This is a genomic window from Aeromonas sp. QDB18 (assembly GCF_027705325.1).
Taxonomy (GTDB): domain Bacteria; phylum Pseudomonadota; class Gammaproteobacteria; order Enterobacterales; family Aeromonadaceae; genus Aeromonas; species Aeromonas caviae.
Genome location: NZ_JAPDBQ010000086.1, coordinates 1 through 17625 on the forward strand (window position 1 = coordinate 1; position 17625 = coordinate 17625).

General features: G+C 61.8%; 17 protein-coding genes and 2 pseudogenes. 7 read left to right on the plus strand and 12 right to left on the minus strand.

All coding sequences use genetic code 11. The features are described from left to right. Positions 1-56: 56 nt before the first annotated feature. Entirely contained in the window at positions 57-563 is a 507-nt protein-coding gene (locus OKC30_RS13475; RefSeq protein ID WP_160838787.1) for a cysteine hydrolase family protein, read from the minus strand. A gap of 422 nt (positions 564-985) precedes the next feature. Here OKC30_RS13475 and OKC30_RS13480 point away from each other — a divergent pair, with 422 nt between their 5' ends. Together OKC30_RS13480 and OKC30_RS13485 are read left to right on the plus strand one after the other, a co-directional pair. Then, positions 986-1228 carry a hypothetical protein gene (locus OKC30_RS13480; RefSeq protein WP_039041018.1) on the plus strand — a complete coding sequence of 81 codons (243 nt, stop codon included), beginning with the start codon at positions 986-988 and terminating at the stop codon, positions 1226-1228. A gap of 163 nt (positions 1229-1391) precedes the next feature. Next, positions 1392-2048, plus strand: coding sequence for an OmpA family lipoprotein (locus tag OKC30_RS13485; RefSeq protein WP_010672405.1), 657 nt, complete (start codon positions 1392-1394; stop codon positions 2046-2048). 138 nt (positions 2049-2186) lie between these two features. Here the strand turns inward: OKC30_RS13485 and OKC30_RS13490 are convergent. The 5 genes and pseudogenes from OKC30_RS13490 to OKC30_RS13515 form a co-directional block, all read right to left on the minus strand. Further along, positions 2187-2276, minus strand: a pseudogene (locus OKC30_RS13490) (endoribonuclease L-PSP); the annotation flags it as partial. A 28-nt stretch (positions 2277-2304) separates the two neighbouring features. Continuing rightward, positions 2305-2412 carry an endoribonuclease L-PSP gene (locus tag OKC30_RS13495; RefSeq protein ID WP_042864719.1) on the minus strand — a complete coding sequence of 36 codons (108 nt, stop codon included), beginning with the start codon at positions 2410-2412 and terminating at the stop codon, positions 2305-2307. A 10-nt stretch (positions 2413-2422) separates the two neighbouring features. Then, positions 2423-2770: a RidA family protein gene (locus OKC30_RS13500; protein WP_160838785.1), complete on the minus strand. Its 348-nt coding sequence runs from the start codon at positions 2768-2770 to the stop codon at positions 2423-2425. An 18-nt stretch (positions 2771-2788) separates the two neighbouring features. Further along, on the minus strand, positions 2789-3034 hold the full coding sequence (tusA, locus tag OKC30_RS13505) for a sulfurtransferase TusA (protein WP_010672408.1): 246 nt from the start codon (positions 3032-3034) through the stop codon (positions 2789-2791). Between the two features lie 211 nt (positions 3035-3245). Beyond that, a pseudogene (locus tag OKC30_RS13515) lies at positions 3246-3341 on the minus strand (sulfurtransferase TusA); the annotation flags it as partial. Positions 3342-3512: 171 nt separating this feature from the next. Here OKC30_RS13515 and OKC30_RS13520 point away from each other — a divergent pair. Next, positions 3513-3704: a hypothetical protein gene (locus tag OKC30_RS13520; RefSeq protein ID WP_270664409.1), complete on the plus strand. Its 192-nt coding sequence runs from the start codon at positions 3513-3515 to the stop codon at positions 3702-3704. A gap of 44 nt (positions 3705-3748) precedes the next feature. On the opposite strand, the gene OKC30_RS13525 is transcribed toward OKC30_RS13520, so the two are convergent. The 6 genes from OKC30_RS13525 to OKC30_RS13550 form a co-directional block, all read right to left on the minus strand. Further along, complete coding sequence (locus tag OKC30_RS13525; protein ID WP_160838783.1) at positions 3749-5005, minus strand: ABC transporter substrate-binding protein; 1257 nt, start codon at positions 5003-5005, stop codon at positions 3749-3751. A gap of 3 nt (positions 5006-5008) precedes the next feature. Next, the gene (locus OKC30_RS13530) at positions 5009-6454 is read right to left on the minus strand and encodes an ATP-binding protein (protein ID WP_010672412.1); all 1446 of its coding nucleotides are present in this window, start codon (positions 6452-6454) and stop codon (positions 5009-5011) included. 113 nt (positions 6455-6567) lie between these two features. Further along, the gene (locus OKC30_RS13535) at positions 6568-7290 is read right to left on the minus strand and encodes a response regulator (RefSeq protein WP_042881335.1); all 723 of its coding nucleotides are present in this window, start codon (positions 7288-7290) and stop codon (positions 6568-6570) included. Positions 7291-7637: 347 nt separating this feature from the next. Further along, positions 7638-8801: an acetyl-CoA C-acyltransferase FadA gene (fadA, locus tag OKC30_RS13540; protein WP_160838781.1), complete on the minus strand. Its 1164-nt coding sequence runs from the start codon at positions 8799-8801 to the stop codon at positions 7638-7640. A gap of 21 nt (positions 8802-8822) precedes the next feature. Then, positions 8823-10970 carry a fatty acid oxidation complex subunit alpha FadB gene (gene fadB, locus OKC30_RS13545; protein ID WP_119197159.1) on the minus strand — a complete coding sequence of 716 codons (2148 nt, stop codon included), beginning with the start codon at positions 10968-10970 and terminating at the stop codon, positions 8823-8825. Positions 10971-11174: 204 nt separating this feature from the next. Continuing rightward, positions 11175-13112 (minus strand): acetoacetate--CoA ligase, encoded by a 1938-nt coding sequence (locus OKC30_RS13550; RefSeq protein WP_160838779.1) that lies wholly within the window; start codon positions 13110-13112, stop codon positions 11175-11177. A 196-nt stretch (positions 13113-13308) separates the two neighbouring features. On the opposite strand from OKC30_RS13550, the gene pepQ reads away from it, so the two are divergent. Genes pepQ through hemG form a run of 4 tightly spaced genes read left to right on the plus strand, consistent with a single transcriptional unit; the run spans position 13309 to position 17274 of the window. Beyond that, on the plus strand, positions 13309-14631 hold the full coding sequence (pepQ, locus tag OKC30_RS13555; protein WP_270664413.1) for a Xaa-Pro dipeptidase: 1323 nt from the start codon (positions 13309-13311) through the stop codon (positions 14629-14631). Further along, entirely contained in the window at positions 14631-15248 is a 618-nt protein-coding gene (locus tag OKC30_RS13560; RefSeq protein WP_104454989.1) for a YigZ family protein, read from the plus strand. The genes pepQ and OKC30_RS13560 overlap by 1 nt, the downstream gene beginning before the upstream one ends. A gap of 36 nt (positions 15249-15284) precedes the next feature. Beyond that, positions 15285-16742, plus strand: coding sequence for a TrkH family potassium uptake protein (locus OKC30_RS13565; RefSeq protein ID WP_113069253.1), 1458 nt, complete (start codon positions 15285-15287; stop codon positions 16740-16742). Positions 16743-16749: 7 nt separating this feature from the next. Beyond that, positions 16750-17274, plus strand: a complete 525-nt coding sequence (gene hemG / locus OKC30_RS13570; RefSeq protein WP_029313439.1) for a menaquinone-dependent protoporphyrinogen IX dehydrogenase — start codon at positions 16750-16752, stop codon at positions 17272-17274. The last annotated feature ends 351 nt before the right edge of the window (positions 17275-17625 follow it).

Consider the following 17625-nt stretch of genomic DNA (forward strand, 5'->3'; position numbering starts at 1 on the left):
CAGGGCGGTGAAGATATCAAAGACCCGTTTTCCGGTAAATCGCAATGCGGCTCCGCTTAAGTGAACAGCATTGCGGCCAGGGTGGCGTTGTGATGGGCGATGATCTGGGGGGCGGTCAGTTGCGGCGTGTCCATGCAGGTATGGGCATCGCTCACCAGCACTACGGTGTAGCCGAGATCTGCCGCCGCCCGGCAGGTGGTGTCGATGCAGTACTGGGTCTTCATGCCGGTGACGATCAGGGTCTGCACGCCGTCCTCTTTCAGCCAGCCATCGAGACCGGTGCCATGGAAGGCGCTGGGGCGCTGCTTGTCGAACACCCGATCGGCCTCGCCGACGACCAGCTCAGGCGCAAGCTGCCAGAACGGACTGCCGGCGGCGATGGGGCTGCCGGCCGGGCCCGTGTGGCGCACTGCCAGCACAGGGAGAGCGGCACTGCGGGCCGCCTGGCTCAGGCGATTGATGTTGGCCAGGGTCTCGGCCCCGGCATGGGGGGCTTCCGGGCCGTGAAGGAGGCCCACCTGGATGTCGATGATGAGCAGCGCGGGGCGGGAAAGGGACGACATGGTCATGGCTCCGTGAGAAATGTCACCCACTCTGGGGCCATGGGCTCTTATGAGACAACCCGCATATGGGGGGCAACCACTCCAGACCCCGGGAGCATGTTCCGTTGCACCGGGCCTGGGGCCTTTTCGCCCCTCGGTACAGCCGGGATACAGTCACACGGGTTCACCATCGGGATCGTCATCACGAGGGAATCCCGTGTCACTGATCGCCGCTCGCCCTCTCTTCCCCGGCCTGATCGGCTGCACCCTGGGGATGACGTCGCCCGTCAGGGCAAACACGAGGGGAAGCCGGCCCTGTGCAAGAAGGTCCGAGGCTGCACAGACGACGCCTCGAGGGCCGAGTCTGCGCTGCCGGGATCTTGCCCCTCCCCTATCATTGAAAGACGCCGGACCGGTTCAGGTTGTCTGGCGAAGGAGCCATCATGAAGAAGTCCGTATTGGCGCTGCTTGCCGCCACCGCCTTGCTGGCCGCCCTGCCTGCACAGGCCACCAAGCAGGCCCAGGAGCGCCGTGACGCCCGCGATGTGCGTCAGGATACCCGTCAGGAGTCCCGTGACGCGAAACAGGAGTGTCGTGAGGGGGTGGTGGGCAATGCCGACTGCCGCCAGGAGCATCGTGACAACAAGCAGGAGGGGCGAGACAAGGCCCGGGATATCAAATATTGATGCGGGCCCGTCCGAAGAGGGCCTGCACCGGGTAAGTCGCTAGGGGCAGGGGGGCGTGTTGCCCCCCTGCCCATCTTCGCAATGCGCGCGTCACACTCTGGCGCCTCTCTGGGTTAGAATGCGCGGCCATCGGCTAGAGTCGTTCTTTTTCAGAGGTTTTTTCATGCATTTCAAGAAACTGGTTCCTGCACTTGCCCTGACCGTCGCCATCACTGGCTGTACCACCAACCCCTATACCGGTGAATCCCAGACCTCCAAGGGCGCCTGGGGCGCGTTGGCGGGTGCGGCGACCGGCGCAGCCGTGGGGGCGCTTTCCTCCAGCAAGGGCGACCGCAAAAAGGGCATCCTGACTGGCGTTGCCGCCGGTGCGGCCCTGGGTGGCGGTATCGGTTACTACATGGATGTGCAGGAAGCCAAGCTGCGCGAGAAGCTGCAAGGCACCGGCGTCAGCGTGACCCGCAACGGTGATCAGCTGATCCTCAACATGCCGAACAACGTCACCTTCGACAGCTCCAGCGCCCAGCTGAAAGCCGCCGGTGCCAACACCCTGTCCGGCGTGGCCCTGGTGGTTGCCGAGTTCGACAAGACCCGTCTGAACGTGGTCGGCCACACCGACAGCACCGGCTCCCGCGAGCTGAACATGAAGCTCTCCCGGGATCGCGCCGATGCCGTCGCCGCCCAGCTGATCGGCCAGGGCGTGTCCGGCAGCCGCATCGCCATCAGTGGTGTGGGCCCGGATCAGCCGGTGGCCAGCAACAGCACCGCCGAAGGCAAGGCCCAGAACCGTCGGGTGACCATCACCCTGACCCCGACCGCCTAAGCGGCCTGCGTTGCAGTCATGAAAAAGGCCCCGCCAGCGATGGCGGGGCCTTTCTATTGGCGCCGGTGCGTGCCCTTTGCTCCTTGCCCCCTTCTCCCCTTGCGGGAGAAGGGTCGGGGATGAGGGGATAACCGCCTCTTAGATAGCCGCGGTCAGCTGCACTTCCACCTTGTAGCCTTCGTGGGCGAGGCGGGCCTGTACGCAGGCGCGGACCGGGGCTGTGTCGGCATCAGGGGAGCCAGGCATCCCGCTTTGTTTAGACAGCGGCAGTGAGCTGTACTTCCACCCTGTAGCCTTCGTGGGCGAGACGGGCCTGCACGCAGGCGCGCACGGGGGCGGTGTCGGCATCAGGGGAGCCAGGCATCCCGCTTTGTTTAGACAGCCGCAGTCAGCTGCACTTCGACCTTGTAGCCTTCATGGGCGAGACGGGCCTGCACGCAGGCACGGACGGGGGCTGTGCCTGCCGGGATCCAGGCATCCCACTGCGCGTTGAAGGCGGCGATGTCTTCAATGTCCTTGAGATAGATGTTGGCCATCAGGATCCTGTCGACGCCGGAACCGTTGGCTTCCAGCAAACGCTGCAGGCTTTCCAGCACTTCACGGGTCTGCTGGTGGATGTCGGCGGTCTCGGTGACGGGCACTTCCACCACGTAGAGGGTGCCGTTGTGGATGACCACATCAGACCAGCGCTGGGTGGTCCCGATACGGGTAATGGTTGTCATGTTTGCTCCGGTACGGGGTTATTGACCCTTGCGGATCAGGTAGCGGTAAGGGGCCTGCTCAGTCTCGCTGGCGACCAGGGTATGGTCCATGAAGCGGCAGAAGCTGGGAATGTCGCGGGTGGTGGAGGGGTCGTCGGCGCTGACCAGCAGGGTCTCCCCATCCGCCATCAGCCGCACTTTCTTGCGAACCATCATCACGGGTTCGGGGCAACGAAGCCCGATTGCGTCCAGCTCGTGGGTCGCATTGCAGAATACAGTACTCATGAATAATCAACCTTCAGCCGCACCTTCTTGCGCGCCATCGTCACATCNNNNCAGCTCGTGGGTCGCATTGCAGAATACAGTACTCATGAATAATCAACCTTCAGCCGCACCTTCTTGCGCGCCATCGTCACGGGCTCGGGGCAACGACGCCCGACTGCGTCCAGCTCGTGGGTCGCATTGCAGAATACAGTACTCATGAATAATCAACCTTCAGCCGCACCTTCTTGCGCGCCATCGTCACGGGTTCGGGGCAACGAAGCCCGATTGCGTCCAACTCGTGCGTTGCGCCGCAGAATAAAGCACTCATCAATAATCAACCTTCAACCAATTCGGCCAGCAATGATACTCACGGCGAAAAAATAATCAAACCATGGGGCGGTTATGCAGCATATGCTACCAAAATGTGAACCGGCTCTACCCAGGCTTCGCTCGATGAGTAATATAAAAATTGAACCATATTCAACAAGGAGGTGTGAATATGCAGGTCTCCTACGGCAGATTGCAAGCCTACGCAGGCATGGGGTTCTTGTCGTTCGCCATGATAGTGCTGGGCAGCCCGATCGGTAATACCGGTACCTGGTTCGGCTCCATGGTGATAATAGGGCTGGGGCTCTGGATCGAGCTCAGTGACTACTACGACGAGGATGAGGACGAGAACGATCCCTCCTGAGAGCCTGGCTCTCGGCACTCAAAGGCGGACGATGTCCGCCTTTGTCATTTCTGCTCCGCGCCTGAACGGGTCGAGCGCATGGCGCGTTCCAGCTGCTGCGCCGTCTGCTCGGGGTTGGCCCTGGCGTCGTTGAAGAAGCTGCTCAGCACATCCATGATCCCTTGGCGCATGTTGGTGGGCACCGCCATCCCCTCCGCCATGCTGGGCAGCAGGTTGTCCTGTTGCTCGGCGTGGAGGAAATCCTGATAGGAGCGGATGGCGCAGCGATCGAACTTGCTCATGTCCGGCTTGATGAGCGCCGGGATGGAGCCTTTCACCCGGTTGAACTCCTCCTGAAAGCGCGGCGTCATCAACAGCCTGGCCAGCTCGCCCTGGGCCTGCAACTGGGCGGGATCCCGCTGCTTGAACATGGCGATGGAGTCGAGGTTGTAGCTGAACAGCCCCTGGCTGCCCGGGCTTGGCAGGCACTCGATATCCTCGCCGGGGCGGTAGTTGCCTGCACTCAGCTCTCCCTTCACCCAGTCCCCCATCACCTGCATGGCGGCGCCGCCGCTCTCCAGCAGGTTGGTGGCCTGGTGCCATTTCAGGCCGGCGTATTTCTCGGGTACATAAGCGCGCAACTGCTGGAAGCGGGTCAGCACCCGCACCATGTCGGGGCCGGTCAGGGTGGCTCTGTCCTGTTCGAGGAAGGCCTTGCGATAGAAGGTCTTGCCCCCTTCGCCGAGGGCCACCGTTTCGAACAGCACCGCGATCTGCCAGGGTTCGTTACCGATGGCGAGGGGGGTGATGCCCTGCTCCTTGAGCTTGTCCGCCACCGCCACGAACTTAGCCCAGTCGGTGGGGGGCTTGAGCCCCTGTCGCTCGAATACCTTGCGGTTGAGCCACAGCCAGTTGACCCGGTGGATGCCGGTGGGAACCGCCATCAGGGCGCCGTTCTGGCTGAGGGTATCGCGCACCATGGGGGGCAGCTGAGGGTACCAGCCGAGGTGCTCGGCCATGGGGGTGAGATCGCGCAGAAAGCCCAGGCTGCCCCACTCGTGCAGCTCGAACCCCTTGAGGTGGGCCGCCTCCGGCGGGTTTGCCGCCAGGGCCCGGCTCTTGAGCACCGTCATGGCGCTCTTGCCGCCCCCGCCCTGTACCGCGAAGTCGTTCCACTGGTTGCCCTGTTCGGCCCACTCGGACTTGAGCACTTCCACGGCCCTGGCCTCGCCGCCGGAGGTCCACCAGTGCAATACCTCCACCTGGGAGGCACAAACGGGCAGGGAGAGCAGGGCGATGACAGAAAACGACAACCACTTCATACATTACTGCCTTGGTAGGGAGAGGGTGGCCTGCAGGCCGCCCTGGGGGCGATTTTCCAGCACCAGGTCGCCGCCGTGGGCGTGGGCTATGTTGCGGGCGATGCCAAGGCCCAGCCCGGTGCCGGCGGCATCGGTGCTGAGGCGGTAGTAGGGCTCGAAGATGCGCTCGAACTGATCGTCCGGCAGACCGGGCCCCTCGTCCATGATGAAGAGGATCAGCATCTCCTCGTCATCCATGATGATGATGCGCACCTTCTGGCCGTACTTGATGCCGTTGTCCACCAGGTTGCCGATGCAGCGCTTGAGGGCCAGCAGCTTGCCGCGATAGGGCCACTTGCAGTGCCCCTCGATGGTGAGCAGATCCTCGTGCAGGTTCATGGCCTCCGCCATCTGCTCCAGCAGGGCGTTGACGTCGATCTGCTCGAGGTTCTCGTGAATGTCCGTCTCTTTGACCGTCTGCAGCGCCCCTTTGACCATCAGCTCCAGCTCGTCCAGGTCCTTGTTGAACTTGGCGATCTGCACCTCGTCGTCCAGCAGTTCGACCCGCAGTCGCAGCCGGGTGATGGGGGTCTTGAGGTCGTGGGAGATGGAGCTGAAGAGGCGCTCCCGATCGTCGATGAAGCGGCGAATGCGCTGCTGCATGATGTTGAAGGCGCGGGTCGCCGCCACGATTTCGGAGGCACCCTCCTCTTTGAGGGACGGCTGGTCGATGTCCTTGCCGAGGTTGACCGCCGCCTTGGCGAGGCGACGCAGGGGGCGGGTCTGCCAGCGCACCAGCATGAAGGTGAAGAAGCAGAGGAAGACCGTCATCAGGGCGATGAAACGCACCTGATTGCTTGGCATCACGGTGTCATCCAGCGTCATGTAGGGGGCGGGCAGCAGGGCCGCCAGATAGAGCCACTCCCCCGGTTCTATCTCGATCTGGGTCACCAGCACCGGCGGATTGATGGGCTCCAGGGACAGGGTGTAGCGGGCCCAGGAGGAGGGGAGATCCGCCAGCAGGGTGTCGTTGTTGAAGACGTGCAGCTCCTCGGGGCGGGAGAAATCCACCTTGATCGCCATGGCGTCGGAGAGTTTGCGGCTGAGCACCTCCTGCACCTCTTTGAGCACCAGCGTCTTGCGCTCGCTGTCGGGGATGGCGCTGATGTGGATCTCTTCCTCGTTCAGGGAGACGAAGAAGCGGCTGCCCCCCATGTTGCGCAGCTGATCCAGGGCGATGTGGCGGTATTGCAGGGGCAGGGACTTGAAGAAGTTGACGGTGGAAGCCGCCGACAGCGCCAGGTTGCGGGTGGTGCTGAGCATGCCCTCCAGCTCCCGCTTCTGGATCTGCTGCATCCAGATGCCGGTGAGGATGGTCTGGGAGAGCAGGATGGCGAGCAGCAGCAACAGCAGCATCCGCGACAGCAGGGAGCGGGGCACCAGGGCCCGCCAGAACTTCTGCCCCGTCATGGCAGCGTGTGTCTCTTGTCGATCAGCATGGGGTGCTTACCTCTGTGCCTTGCCGTTGCCCCGTCATGGGTCTCTCTTCTGCCCGTTCAAGGTCTCACCGTAGCGTCTGTCTGTTACGGGATCTCGTGGACTTCGGCGATCAGCATGTAGCCGCTGCCGCGAATGGTCTTGATGATGCGCGGGCTCTTGCCGTTGTCACCCAGCTTCTGGCGCAGGCGGCTGATCTGCACATCGATGCCGCGCTCCATGGGCAGGCTCTCGCGACCGCGGGTAGCGTCCGAGATGGTATCCCGGTCCAGGACCACGCCGGGCTGTTGCAGGAACATGCCGAGCAGCAGGGCATCGCTGCCGGAGAGATCCAGCAGGCTGCCATCTTCGTGGGTCAGCTGGTGGCTCAGGGTATCCAGGGTCCACTCGGCGAAGCGCAGCCGACGGCTCGGTTCCTTTTCTTTCTCCGGCTGGCGGAATTCGGCGCGGCGCAGCAGCGCCTTGATGCGGGCCTGCAGCTCGCGCGGGCTGAACGGCTTGGCGATGTAGTCGTCGGCGCCAAGTTCCAGACCGATCACCCGATCCGCTTCGTCGGAGGCGGCGGTCAGCATGATGATGGGTACCTGGGAGTCGCGGCGGATCTGCTGGCAGAGGGTAAAGCCGTCGTCGCCGGGCATCATGATGTCCAGAATGATGAGGTCCGGGTTGTGCTGGGCCAGTTGTTGGCGCATCTCGTTCCCTTCGGCCGCGGTCAGTACCTCGAAACCGGCCCGGGTCAGGTACTCGTTGAGCAGCTCGCGGATCTCCCGATCGTCGTCGACGATAAGCAGTTGTTTGCTCGTTGACATATGTATGTGCATCCACCCATTTTTTTGTGCAGATTGAACCTGTCGGGGGAGCAAAAAGCAAGCAAGCCCCCCCTCTAATGTGAAGTTATGGGCAATATAGCCTCAGGATTGGCCCCGATCGCGGGAAAAGAATAAAAAAGGCCGACCCAAACGGGCCGGCCAACACGCAGATTCCGACGGCAGGAGCGCACCCCGTGTGGCGCGTTCCACAGACTCGACAGCAGGGTCGGCAGGCCGACCCGGTATTCGTGATGGGGCCGCTGTGCCGGGAAGCAGGGCCGCCTTCTGTCTGTTGTTGCCGCCCCGAGGCGGCGTCCCTGACCGGTGAGCGGTCAGGAGTGATTCACTTACACCCGTTCGAACACGGTGGCGATGCCCTGACCCAGGCCGATGCACATGGTGGCGACTCCCAGGGTGGCGTCCTTCTCTTCCATCAGGTTGATCAGGGTGGTGGAGATGCGGGCACCGGAGCAGCCGAGCGGGTGACCCAGGGCGATGGCGCCACCGTTCAGGTTTACCTTCTCGTCCACCAGATCCTGCAGACCCAGATCCTTCACGCAGGGCAGGGACTGGGCGGCAAACGCCTCGTTCAGCTCGAAGAGGTCGATGTCGCCGATGGTCAGCCCGGTCCGCTTGAGCGCTTTCTGGGTGGCCGGCACCGGGCCGTAACCCATGATGGCGGCGTCACAGCCGGCGATGGCCATGGCGCGCACCCTGGCGCGGGGCGTGAGGCCGAGGGCCTTGGCGCGATCCGCACTCATCACCAGCATGGCGGCGGCGCCATCGGACAGGGCCGAGGAGGTGCCGGCGGTGACGGTGCCGTTGACCGGGTCGAACACCGGGCGCAGCTGGCTCAGCGTATCGACCGTGGTCTCCGGGCGGATCACCTCGTCGTAGTCGTAGAAGAAGCGGGCGCCGCTGGCGTCATGGCCTTCCAGCCCGACGATCTCCTTGGCAAAACGCCCTTCCACGGTGGCGGCGTGGGCACGGCGGTGGGAGCGGGCGGCAAACTCGTCCTGCTGCTGACGACTGATGCCGTGCAGCTTGCCGAGCATCTCGGCGGTCAGCCCCATCATGCCGGAGGCTTTCGCCACCGACTTGGCCATGCCGGGGTGGAAGTCTACCCCGTGGCTCATCGGCACATGACCCATGTGCTCGACGCCGCCAATGATGAAGATATCCCCATCACCTACCTGAATGGCACGGGAGGCATCGTGCAGCGCCTGCATGCTTGAGCCGCACAGGCGGTTGACGGTGACCGCCCCCACCTGCTTGGGAATGCCGGCCAGCAGTGCGGCGTTGCGGGCAATGTTGAAGCCCTGCTCCAGGGTCTGCTGCACGCAGCCCCAGTAGATATCCTCGATCTCGTTCGGGTCGAGGTTGGGGTTGCGCAGCAGGATGGATTTCATCAGGTGCGCGGACAAGTCTTCTGCACGCACGTTACGGAAGGCGCCGCCCTTGGACCGGCCCATCGGGGTCCGGATACAGTCGACAATGACTACGTCTTTCATGAATGGATCTCCTTTCCGCAATCAGTAGAAGGTTTTGCCCTGGGCAGCCATCTCGCGCAGCTTGTCGCTGACGCGGTAGAGCGGGCCCAGGTCGGCATACTGGTCGGCCATGGCCACGTAGCGATCCAGACCGATAGTGTCCAGATAGCGGAACACGCCGCCGCGGAAGGGAGGGAAGCCCAGACCGTAGACCAGTGCGATGTCGGCTTCGGCTGGCGTGGCGACTATGCCCTCTTCCAGGCAGAGCACCACCTCGTTGATCATCGGGATCATCATGCGGGCGATGATGGCCTCCTTGTCGAAATCCTGCTTCGGCTTGGCGATGGGGGCCAGCAGCTCGTAGCTGGCTGCGTCGGCCACCTTCTTCGGCTTGCCCTTCTTGTCCTGCTCGTAGGCGTAGAAGCCCTTGCCGTTCTTCTGACCGAAGCGGCTGGCGTCATACATTACGTCGATGGCGGTACGACCTTCCTTGCTCATGCGCGCCGGGAAGCCTTGCGCCATCACGTCACCGGCGTGGTGGCCGGTGTCGATGCCGACCACATCCAGCAGGTAGGCGGGGCCCATCGGCCAGCCGAACTCCTTCTCCATTACCTTGTCGACGGCGGCGAAGTCGGCACCATCGGCAACCAGCTTGTTGAAGCCGAAGAAGTAGGGGAACAGCACCCGGTTGACGAAGAAGCCGGGGCAGTCGTTGACCACCACCGGGGACTTGCCCATGGCGGCGGCGTAGGCCACCACGCGGTTGATGGTTTCATCGGAAGTTTGCTCGCCGCGGATGATCTCCACCAGTGGCATGCGGTGCACCGGGTTGAAGAAGTGCATGCCGCAGAAATTCTGCGGGCGCTTCAGTCCCTTGGCCAGCAGGGAGATGGGGATGGTGGAGGTGTTGCTGGCGAGCACGGCGTCTTCGCCAATAATCCCTTCTACTTCGCCCAGCACGGCGGCTTTCACCTTGGGATTCTCGACCACGGCTTCGACCACTACGTCCACGCCTTTGACGTTGTCATAGCTGAGGGTCGGCGTGATGGCGGAGAGCACCTGGCCCATCTTGATGCCGTCGATGCGACCGCGCTCGAGCTGGCCGTTGAGCAGCTTGGTGGCCTCATTCATGCCAAGTGCCAGCGCCTTCTCGTTGATGTCCTTCATCACCGCCGGGATGCCTTTGCTGGCAGACTGGTAGGCGATGCCGCCCCCCATGATGCCGGCACCCAGCACGGCGGCATGGCCGGTGGCCTTGTTTGCTTGCTTGGCGGCCTTCTTGGCCAGCGCCTTGATGTGTTGATCGTTGAGGAAGATACCGACCAGCGCCTTGGCCACGTCGGTTTTCGCCAGTTTGATGAAGGTGGCGGCCTCGGCGGCCAGCGCCTCGTCACGGCCCATGCCGGCGGCGGCTTCCACCGTCTTCACGGCGGCCATGGGGGCCGGATAGTGTTTGCCCGCCACGGCGGCAACCATGCCGGCGGCGGTGGTGAAGCTCATCATGGCTTCCAGTTTGGAGAGGCGCAGCGGGGCCTTCTTGGCGGCGCGGCGGCCCTGCCAGTCCAGCTTGCCCTTGACCGCGTCCTTGATCATCTGCACGGCGGCGCTGTGCAGCGCGTCCGGGGCGACCACGGCATCGATGGCACCCACCTTGAGGGCGTCATCGGCACGGTAATCCTTGCCGGTGGTGATCCACTCCAGCGCGTTGTCGGCACCGATCACCCGCGGCAGACGGACAGTGCCGCCAAAGCCGGGCATGATGCCGAGCTTGGTCTCGGGCAGGCCAATCTTGGCGCTGGTGTCGGCCAGCCGGAAATCGGTGGAGAGAATAGTCTCGCAGCCGCCGCCCAGAGCATGGCCCTTGATGGCGGAGAGGGTGGGCACCGGCAGATCTTCGATGGCGCTGAAGATGTCGTTGGCCTTCTTCAGCCAGCCGAGCAGGTCTTCTTGCGGCAGATCGAACAGTTCCAGGAATTCGGTGATGTCGGCGCCGACGATGAAAGCGTCTTTGCCGGAGGTGAGGATCAGACCCTTCAAATCGGCTTGTTGCTGTAATGCGGCGATCGCTTCGCTCAGGGAGAGCAGGGTAGCGCGATCCAGCTTGTTGACTGAACCCGGGGCATCGAACCTCAGCTCGGCAATGCCGTCTTCGAGGTAGCTGACCGTCAGGGTTTCGCCTTGGTAGATCATGAGAGTGTCTCCTTGTTCCCACTCTGTGGGGAATGGTGCTCCTTTATCCCCAGCAGGGGGCGAGGCTCACTATTGATCCAAAAGGAGACATTTTCAACACCTATTTAAAACATTTGTTTAACAGTTGTCGAGTAAAAGCTCTTCATCACAAAACGGGCAAAAAAGAGGCGCCTTGCGGCGCCTCCGATGGAGATGAGCGTGGTATCAACTGGCCAGTTCCGGCCGGTTGCGATACTGGTTCAAGACCTCGGGATCGGCGAGGGCGTGGGTGTTGTTGACGGGGCGGTTGTGCACCACTTCCCGCACCGCCAGCTCCACTATCTTGCCGGACTTGGTGCGGGGGATGGCATCCACCTGCAGGATGCGGGCAGGCACATGACGGGCGGTGCAGTGCCGCTTGATCTGCTGGCAGATCCGCTCACGCAGCCCGTCGTCCAGCTTGCAACCCGTCTTGAGCTTGACGAACAGCACCACCCGCTCGTCCTGTTTCCATTGCTGGCCGATGACGATGCTCTCCTCCACCTCGTCGAGTTGTTCCACATAGCGGTAGATCTCGCTGGTGCCGATGCGCACGCCGCCCGGGTTGAGGGTCGCGTCGGAGCGGCCGTAGAACAGAATGCCGCCAGTCGGGGTCAGCTCGATCCAGTCCCCGTGGCACCAGATGTTGTCGAACCGCTCGAAGTAGGCGGCGTGGTATTTGTCGCCGTTCTCATCACCCCAGAAGTAGATGGGCTGGGCCGGGAAAGGCTTGGTGCAGACCAGTTCGCCCTTTTCCCCCAGCACCGGCTGGCCCGCCTCGTTGAATACCTGCACCGCGAGACCAAGGCCGCGCCCCTGGCTCTCGCCGCGATAGACGGGGCTCAAGGGGTTGCCGATGACGAAGCAGGAGCAGATGTCGGTGCCGCCAGAGATGGAGCTGAGCTGCACATCCGGCTTTATCTGCTGGTAAACGTAGTCAAACCCCTCCGGCGACAGCACGGATCCGGTGCTGCAGATGAGGCGCAAGGCAGGCAGGTCGTGGGTATTGATGGGGGCATAACCCTGTTTGTGCAGCGCATCGAGATACTTGGCCGAGGTGCCGAACAGGGCGACCTCTTCGTCCCGTGCCAGATCCCACAGCACGTTGCCATCCGGGTAGAAGGGGGAACCATCGTAGAGCACCAGGGTGGCGCCGGAGGCGAGGGCGCTCACCAGCCAGTTCCACATCATCCAGCCACAGGTGGTGAAGTAGAAGATGCGCTCCCCCGGCTTGATGTCGCAGTGTAACTGGTGCTCTTTCAGGTGTTGCAGCAGGGTGCCGCCAATGCCGTGCACGATGCACTTGGGTTTGCCGGTGGTGCCGGAGGAGTAGAGGATATAGAGCGGGTCATTGAAAGCCATGGGCTCGAAGGCGAGCTGGGTGTCATGCTGGCTTGCCAGCAATTGCTGCCAGTTGTGACCAAGCTGCAGCGGGTTGCCGAGCAGAGGGATCATCACCGTCTGCTCTATGCTGTCGAGCTGACCGACGACGCTGGCCACCTTGTCCTGAATGTCGATGGCCTTGCCGCCGTAGCGGTAGCCATCCACCGCGAACAGCACCCTGGGACGGGTCTGGCCGAAGCGCTCCACCACGCTGGCCTCGCCAAAATCGGGACTGGTGGAGGTCCAGATCGCGCCGAGGCTGGTGGTTGCCAGCATGGCTACCACGGTTTCCGGGATATTGGGCAGGTAGGCTGCGACCACATCACCCCGGCCTATGCCCTGGCTGCGAAGCCACTGGGCCAGGCGGGCGACCTGATCTGCCAGCTCATGCCAGCTCAGGGTCCGGCTTGGACCCCCTTCGATGCGGGAGATGATGGCCGGGCTCTCATCCTGACGGCGCAGCAGGTTCTCGGCGAAGTTGAGCTGGCTGTCGGGGAACCAGCGGGCGCGCTGCATATCCTGGCGGTTCTCCGCCACAATGTTGCCAAGCTCGCCCTTGACGCCGCAGTGCTGCCACACTAGGGGCCAGAAGCGGGTGGTCTTCTCCACCGACCATTGATACAGGTCGGCATAGCTGCGCAGTTGCAGACCATGGAAGTGATTGACCTCGGCCATGAACTGGTGGAGGTTGGAGTGCTGCATCCTGTCCTGATCCGGTGTCCACAGACAAAGGGTTTGCATGAGTCGTTCCTGACGGCTGATATCTACTGTCTGTGGGCAGTGTATTGAATTGTTCTTTGTTTGTTAATTGTCTGTTTTATCTTCATAACAAAAAGCCTGTAACCTATGCGTTACCTCACGAAGCGAAAGCCGGGTGGCTCGAGCCTTGATTCGCTTGATGTTATGCTGAAGTCACATTCGCCCGGAGCAGGACGCCATGAGCAGTTACAGCCAACTTTTTGCCCAGCATCTCGACACCCTTCAGCAGCGTACCCGCGACATCCTGCAACAACAGGGTCTTGGCGGTCTCGCTATCCACTCCGGCCAGACTCATCGTATCTTCCTCGATGACCAGGATTATCCCTTCAAGGTGAATCCCCAGTTCAAGGCCTGGCTGCCGGTGCTGGACAACCCTCACTGCTGGTTGCTGGTGGATGGCGTGAGCAAGCCGGTGCTGCTGTTCTACCGGCCGGTGGACTTCTGGCACAAGGTGGCGGAGTTGCCCAACGCCTTCTGGGTCGACTTCTTCGACATTCGCTTCCTGACTCGCCCGGAGCAGGTTGCCGATCACCTGCCGGCCAACAAGCAGGAGTGGGCCTATCTGGGCGGCCATCTGGAAGTGGCCGAGCTGCTGGGACTGGGTCAGCCCAATCCGGAGGCGGTCCTCAACTACCTGCACTACCACCGTGCCTACAAGACGCCCTATGAGCTGGAATGTCTTCGCGATGCCAACTGCATCGGCGTGCGCGGCCACATCGCGGCCAAGGACTCCTTCATGGCGGGGGCGAGCGAGTTCGAGATCAACCTAGCCTACATGAAGGCGGTCGGACAGGGGGCCAATGAGGCGCCCTACGGCAACATTGTTGCCATCAACCGCAATGCGGCCATCCTGCACTACACCCATCTCTCCACCCAGCGGGTGCCGGATGCGGAGCGTTACTCCTTCCTCATCGATGCCGGTGTGGACGTGCACGGTTATGCCTCCGACATTACCCGGACCTGGGCCTGGCGCCGCGGTGAGTTCGCCGATCTGATCGCAGCGCTGGATGCACAGCAACAGGAGATCGTCGACGAGATCAAGCCGGGCCGCCGCTACAGCGAGCTGCACCTGCAGATGCACCACAGGCTGGCGCGCCTGCTGCAAGCCACCGAACTGGTAGACATGTCGGTGGACGAGATGATCCACACCGGGGTGACCAATGTCTTCTTCCCCCACGGTCTCGGCCACTTCCTCGGCCTGCAGGTACACGATGTCGGCGGCTTCATGCAGGATGAGCGCGGCACCCACCTGGCGGCCCCCGAGCAGTTCCCTTATCTGCGCTGCACCCGGGTGATGGAAGTGGGCCAGGTGTTCACCATAGAGCCGGGTCTCTACTTCATCGACAGCCTGCTGGAGCCGCTGCGCCAGGGTGAGCAGGGCAAGCGGGTCAACTGGAACAAGGTGGAGGCGCTGCGTCCCTATGGTGGCATTTGCATCGAGGACAACGTGGTGCTGCATGCCAACGGGGTGGAGAACCTGACCAGACAAGCAGGGCTCTGATGGCGACGGATTACCCCATACCGGCAGCCCCACTGGAGGTGAGCGAAGAGATCAAGAAGAGCCGCTTCATTACCTACATCGCCCACACTCCGACCGTCGAGGCCGCCAAGGCCTGGATAGACGAGATCAAACAGCAACACCCGGGAGCCCGGCATCACTGCTGGGCTTTTGTCGCCGGCGCCCCGCAAGACAGCCAGGTTTATGGTTTCAGTGATGATGGCGAACCCTCGGGCACAGCGGGCAAACCCATGCTGGCCCAGTTGATGGGGGCCGGTCTTGGTGAAGTCGCCGCCGTGGTGGTGCGCTATTACGGTGGCGTGCTGCTGGGGACCGGTGGCCTGGTCAAGGCCTATGGCGGTGGTGTGGGGGCAGCACTCAAGCAACTTGAAACCTGTATCAAGCGTCAGCTGACCTCCTCCGTGATCCAGTGTGACTACACCGACATGGGGGCCGTGGAGTCCCTCATCTCTGCCCATCAAGGGCAGTTGCTGATGGCCGATTATGGTGCCAGCGTCACCCTTCAGGTAGCGTGGGAGTCTGCGCTCTGGGCCCGTATCGCACAGGAATTGACCGACCGGACCCAGGGTCGGGTATCCCTTCGTCCCTTAGATGGCTAGAATCCATCGCTCTTTTAGTCTGAAGAGGGAGCCGGAATGCAGATTCTGAGCATCATTCGTATCGTCGGTCTGCTGGTTGCCCTGTTCAGCTCGACCATGCTGCTGCCCGCGATGGTCGCTTTTGGGTATCGTGATGGCGGTGGTACCGAGTTCGTCAACTCCTTCGTCATTGCCCTCCTGCTCGGCCTCCTGCTCTGGTTCCCCAACCGGCACCAGAAAAAGGAACTCAGGTCCAAGGAAGGCTTCCTCATCGTGGTGCTGTTCTGGGTGGTGCTGGGGAGCGTGGGTGCCGTCCCCTTCATCATCAGCGACACGCCTGACATGTCGGTCTCGGAGGCATTTTTCGAGTCGTTTTCCGGCCTGACCACCACGGGTGCAACGGTGCTGACCGGGCTGGACAATCTGCCCAAGGCGTTTCTGTTCTATCGCCAGCTGCTGCAATGGCTTGGTGGCATGGGGATCATCGTGCTGGCGGTGGCCGTGCTACCACTGCTGGGTATCGGGGGCATGCAGCTCTATCGCGCCGAGATCCCGGGGCCCGTCAAGGATAACAAGGTGACCCCGCGCATCGCCGAGACGGCCAAGGCGCTCTGGTTCATCTATCTGCTGCTGACCTCCCTCTGTGCTCTCGCGTACTGGATGGCGGGGATGACGTTGTTCGATGCCATCTGCCACTCCTTCTCCACCTTGTCGGTTGGGGGGTTCTCGACCCACGACGCCAGCATCGGATTCTTCGACAGCCCGGCCATCAACCTGATCACAGTGGTGTTCCTGTTGCTGGCGAGCGTCAACTTCGCGCTGCACTTCATGGTGTTTGCCCATAAGCCGGTGCGCGTGAGCAGCTATCTGCGGGACTCGGAGCTCAAAGTGTTTCTGAGCATCCAATGTGTGCTGGTGCTGATCTGTTTCGTCTCTCTGCTGTTCCACGGTCATTACGCCACCTGGCAGGAGGCGCTCAACCATGGTCTGTTCCAGGCGGTGTCGCTGGGCACGACCACCGGCTACAGCACGACCAGCTATGCGGAGTGGCCCTCCTTTCTGCCCATGCTGTTGATGTTCTCCGCCTTCATCGGCTGTTGTGCTGGCAGTACCGGGGGGGGCATCAAGGTGATGCGCTTCATGATCCTGTTCCTGCAGGGGATGCGTGAACTCAAACGGCTGGTGCATCCGCGGGCCATCTACACCTTGAAGCTGGGACGCCGCGCCGTACCGGAACGGATCGTGGAAGCGGTCTGGGGCTACTTTGCCACCTACATCATCCTGTTCTTCATCTTCATGTTGTTGCTGCTGATGACGGGGCTGAACGAAGTGACGGCCTTCTCCGCCGTGGCTGCGGCATTCACCAACGTGGGGCCGGGTCTGGGGGAGGTGTCGGCCAATTTCGGCAATATCTCGGCCACAGCACAGTGGATATTAATCGTGGCCATGTTGTTTGGTCGATTGGAAATCTTCACACTTCTGGTACTGTTTACTCCTGCATTCTGGCGTAGTTGAGGTTGGTATGGACAAGATTTTGGTGCTTTATTCTTCCCGGGACGGGCAAACGCGGAAAATCGTGGATGTCATGCTGGAGGAAATATCAGGATGCGAAGTGGTGATGCACGACCTGCACACCCTGCCCATGTGCAACCTCAGCAAGTATGCCAAGGTGTTGATTGGCGCTTCCATTCGCTATGGTAACTTCCACCCCAGCCTGCTTAGCTTCATACACGCACATCATGAACAGTTGGAAGTAGCCAATGCGGCGTTCTTCTGCGTGAACCTGACGGCACGCAAGCCCGAGAAGCAGACGCCGCAGACCAACGCCTACATGAAGAAGTTTCTGCGCCTCTCTCCCTGGAAGCCGAAAACTCTGGGGGTGTTTGCCGGGGCATTGCAGTACTCCCGTTACAACTGGTGGCAGACCCGTATCATTCAGTTGATCATGAAGATTACCGGGGGCAGCACGGATACCAGCAAGGATCTGGAATTCACCGACTGGGACAAGGTGCGCGGCTTTGCCCGTGAGTTTTGGTCAAAAAAGTAACAGTAACGTCATTCAAAGCGGCCAGAGCCCTGCGTAAGCAGGGCTTTTTGTTTGATAAGTAGGCGTTCGAGCCACAAAACGGTAAAAAGGACTATTTTTCGCAAAATAGCCCTTGTCATCTCGGCGCGGCTCCCTATAATGCGCCCCTACCAGCACGGCGGAACACGCCGAACTGATGAGCTCGCTTCCTTGTGATGCCAGCGCCGAAAGAAAAGCAAAAACAACCGCTTGACTTTCGAGGTGAGGAGCGTAAGATGCGCCTCCTCAACGCGATAAGCGTGACGCTCTTTAACAATTTGAATCAAGCAATCTGTGTGGGCACTCACAGCATCGAGCATCAAAAACAATTTT

What these genes read in the sequence shown, in the direction of transcription:
- OKC30_RS13475 (WP_160838787.1), bottom strand. Translation starts at nt 563, where the DNA reads ATGTCGTCCCTTTCCCGCCCCGCGCTGCTCATCATCGACATCCAGGTG.
- OKC30_RS13480 (WP_039041018.1), top strand. Translation starts at nt 986, where the DNA reads ATGAAGAAGTCCGTATTGGCGCTGCTTGCCGCCACCGCCTTGCTGGCC.
- OKC30_RS13485 (WP_010672405.1), top strand. Translation starts at nt 1,392, where the DNA reads ATGCATTTCAAGAAACTGGTTCCTGCACTTGCCCTGACCGTCGCCATC.
- OKC30_RS13495 (WP_042864719.1), bottom strand. Translation starts at nt 2,412, where the DNA reads ATGCCTGGCTCCCCTGATGCCGACACCGCCCCCGTGCGCGCCTGCGTG.
- OKC30_RS13500 (WP_160838785.1), bottom strand. Translation starts at nt 2,770, where the DNA reads ATGACAACCATTACCCGTATCGGGACCACCCAGCGCTGGTCTGATGTG.
- tusA (WP_010672408.1), bottom strand. Translation starts at nt 3,034, where the DNA reads ATGAGTACTGTATTCTGCAATGCGACCCACGAGCTGGACGCAATCGGG.
- OKC30_RS13520 (WP_270664409.1), top strand. Translation starts at nt 3,513, where the DNA reads ATGCAGGTCTCCTACGGCAGATTGCAAGCCTACGCAGGCATGGGGTTC.
- OKC30_RS13525 (WP_160838783.1), bottom strand. Translation starts at nt 5,005, where the DNA reads ATGAAGTGGTTGTCGTTTTCTGTCATCGCCCTGCTCTCCCTGCCCGTT.
- OKC30_RS13530 (WP_010672412.1), bottom strand. Translation starts at nt 6,454, where the DNA reads ATGACGGGGCAGAAGTTCTGGCGGGCCCTGGTGCCCCGCTCCCTGCTG.
- OKC30_RS13535 (WP_042881335.1), bottom strand. Translation starts at nt 7,290, where the DNA reads ATGTCAACGAGCAAACAACTGCTTATCGTCGACGACGATCGGGAGATC.
- fadA (WP_160838781.1), bottom strand. Translation starts at nt 8,801, where the DNA reads ATGAAAGACGTAGTCATTGTCGACTGTATCCGGACCCCGATGGGCCGG.
- fadB (WP_119197159.1), bottom strand. Translation starts at nt 10,970, where the DNA reads ATGATCTACCAAGGCGAAACCCTGACGGTCAGCTACCTCGAAGACGGC.
- OKC30_RS13550 (WP_160838779.1), bottom strand. Translation starts at nt 13,112, where the DNA reads ATGCAAACCCTTTGTCTGTGGACACCGGATCAGGACAGGATGCAGCAC.
- pepQ (WP_270664413.1), top strand. Translation starts at nt 13,309, where the DNA reads ATGAGCAGTTACAGCCAACTTTTTGCCCAGCATCTCGACACCCTTCAG.
- OKC30_RS13560 (WP_104454989.1), top strand. Translation starts at nt 14,631, where the DNA reads ATGGCGACGGATTACCCCATACCGGCAGCCCCACTGGAGGTGAGCGAA.
- OKC30_RS13565 (WP_113069253.1), top strand. Translation starts at nt 15,285, where the DNA reads ATGCAGATTCTGAGCATCATTCGTATCGTCGGTCTGCTGGTTGCCCTG.
- hemG (WP_029313439.1), top strand. Translation starts at nt 16,750, where the DNA reads ATGGACAAGATTTTGGTGCTTTATTCTTCCCGGGACGGGCAAACGCGG.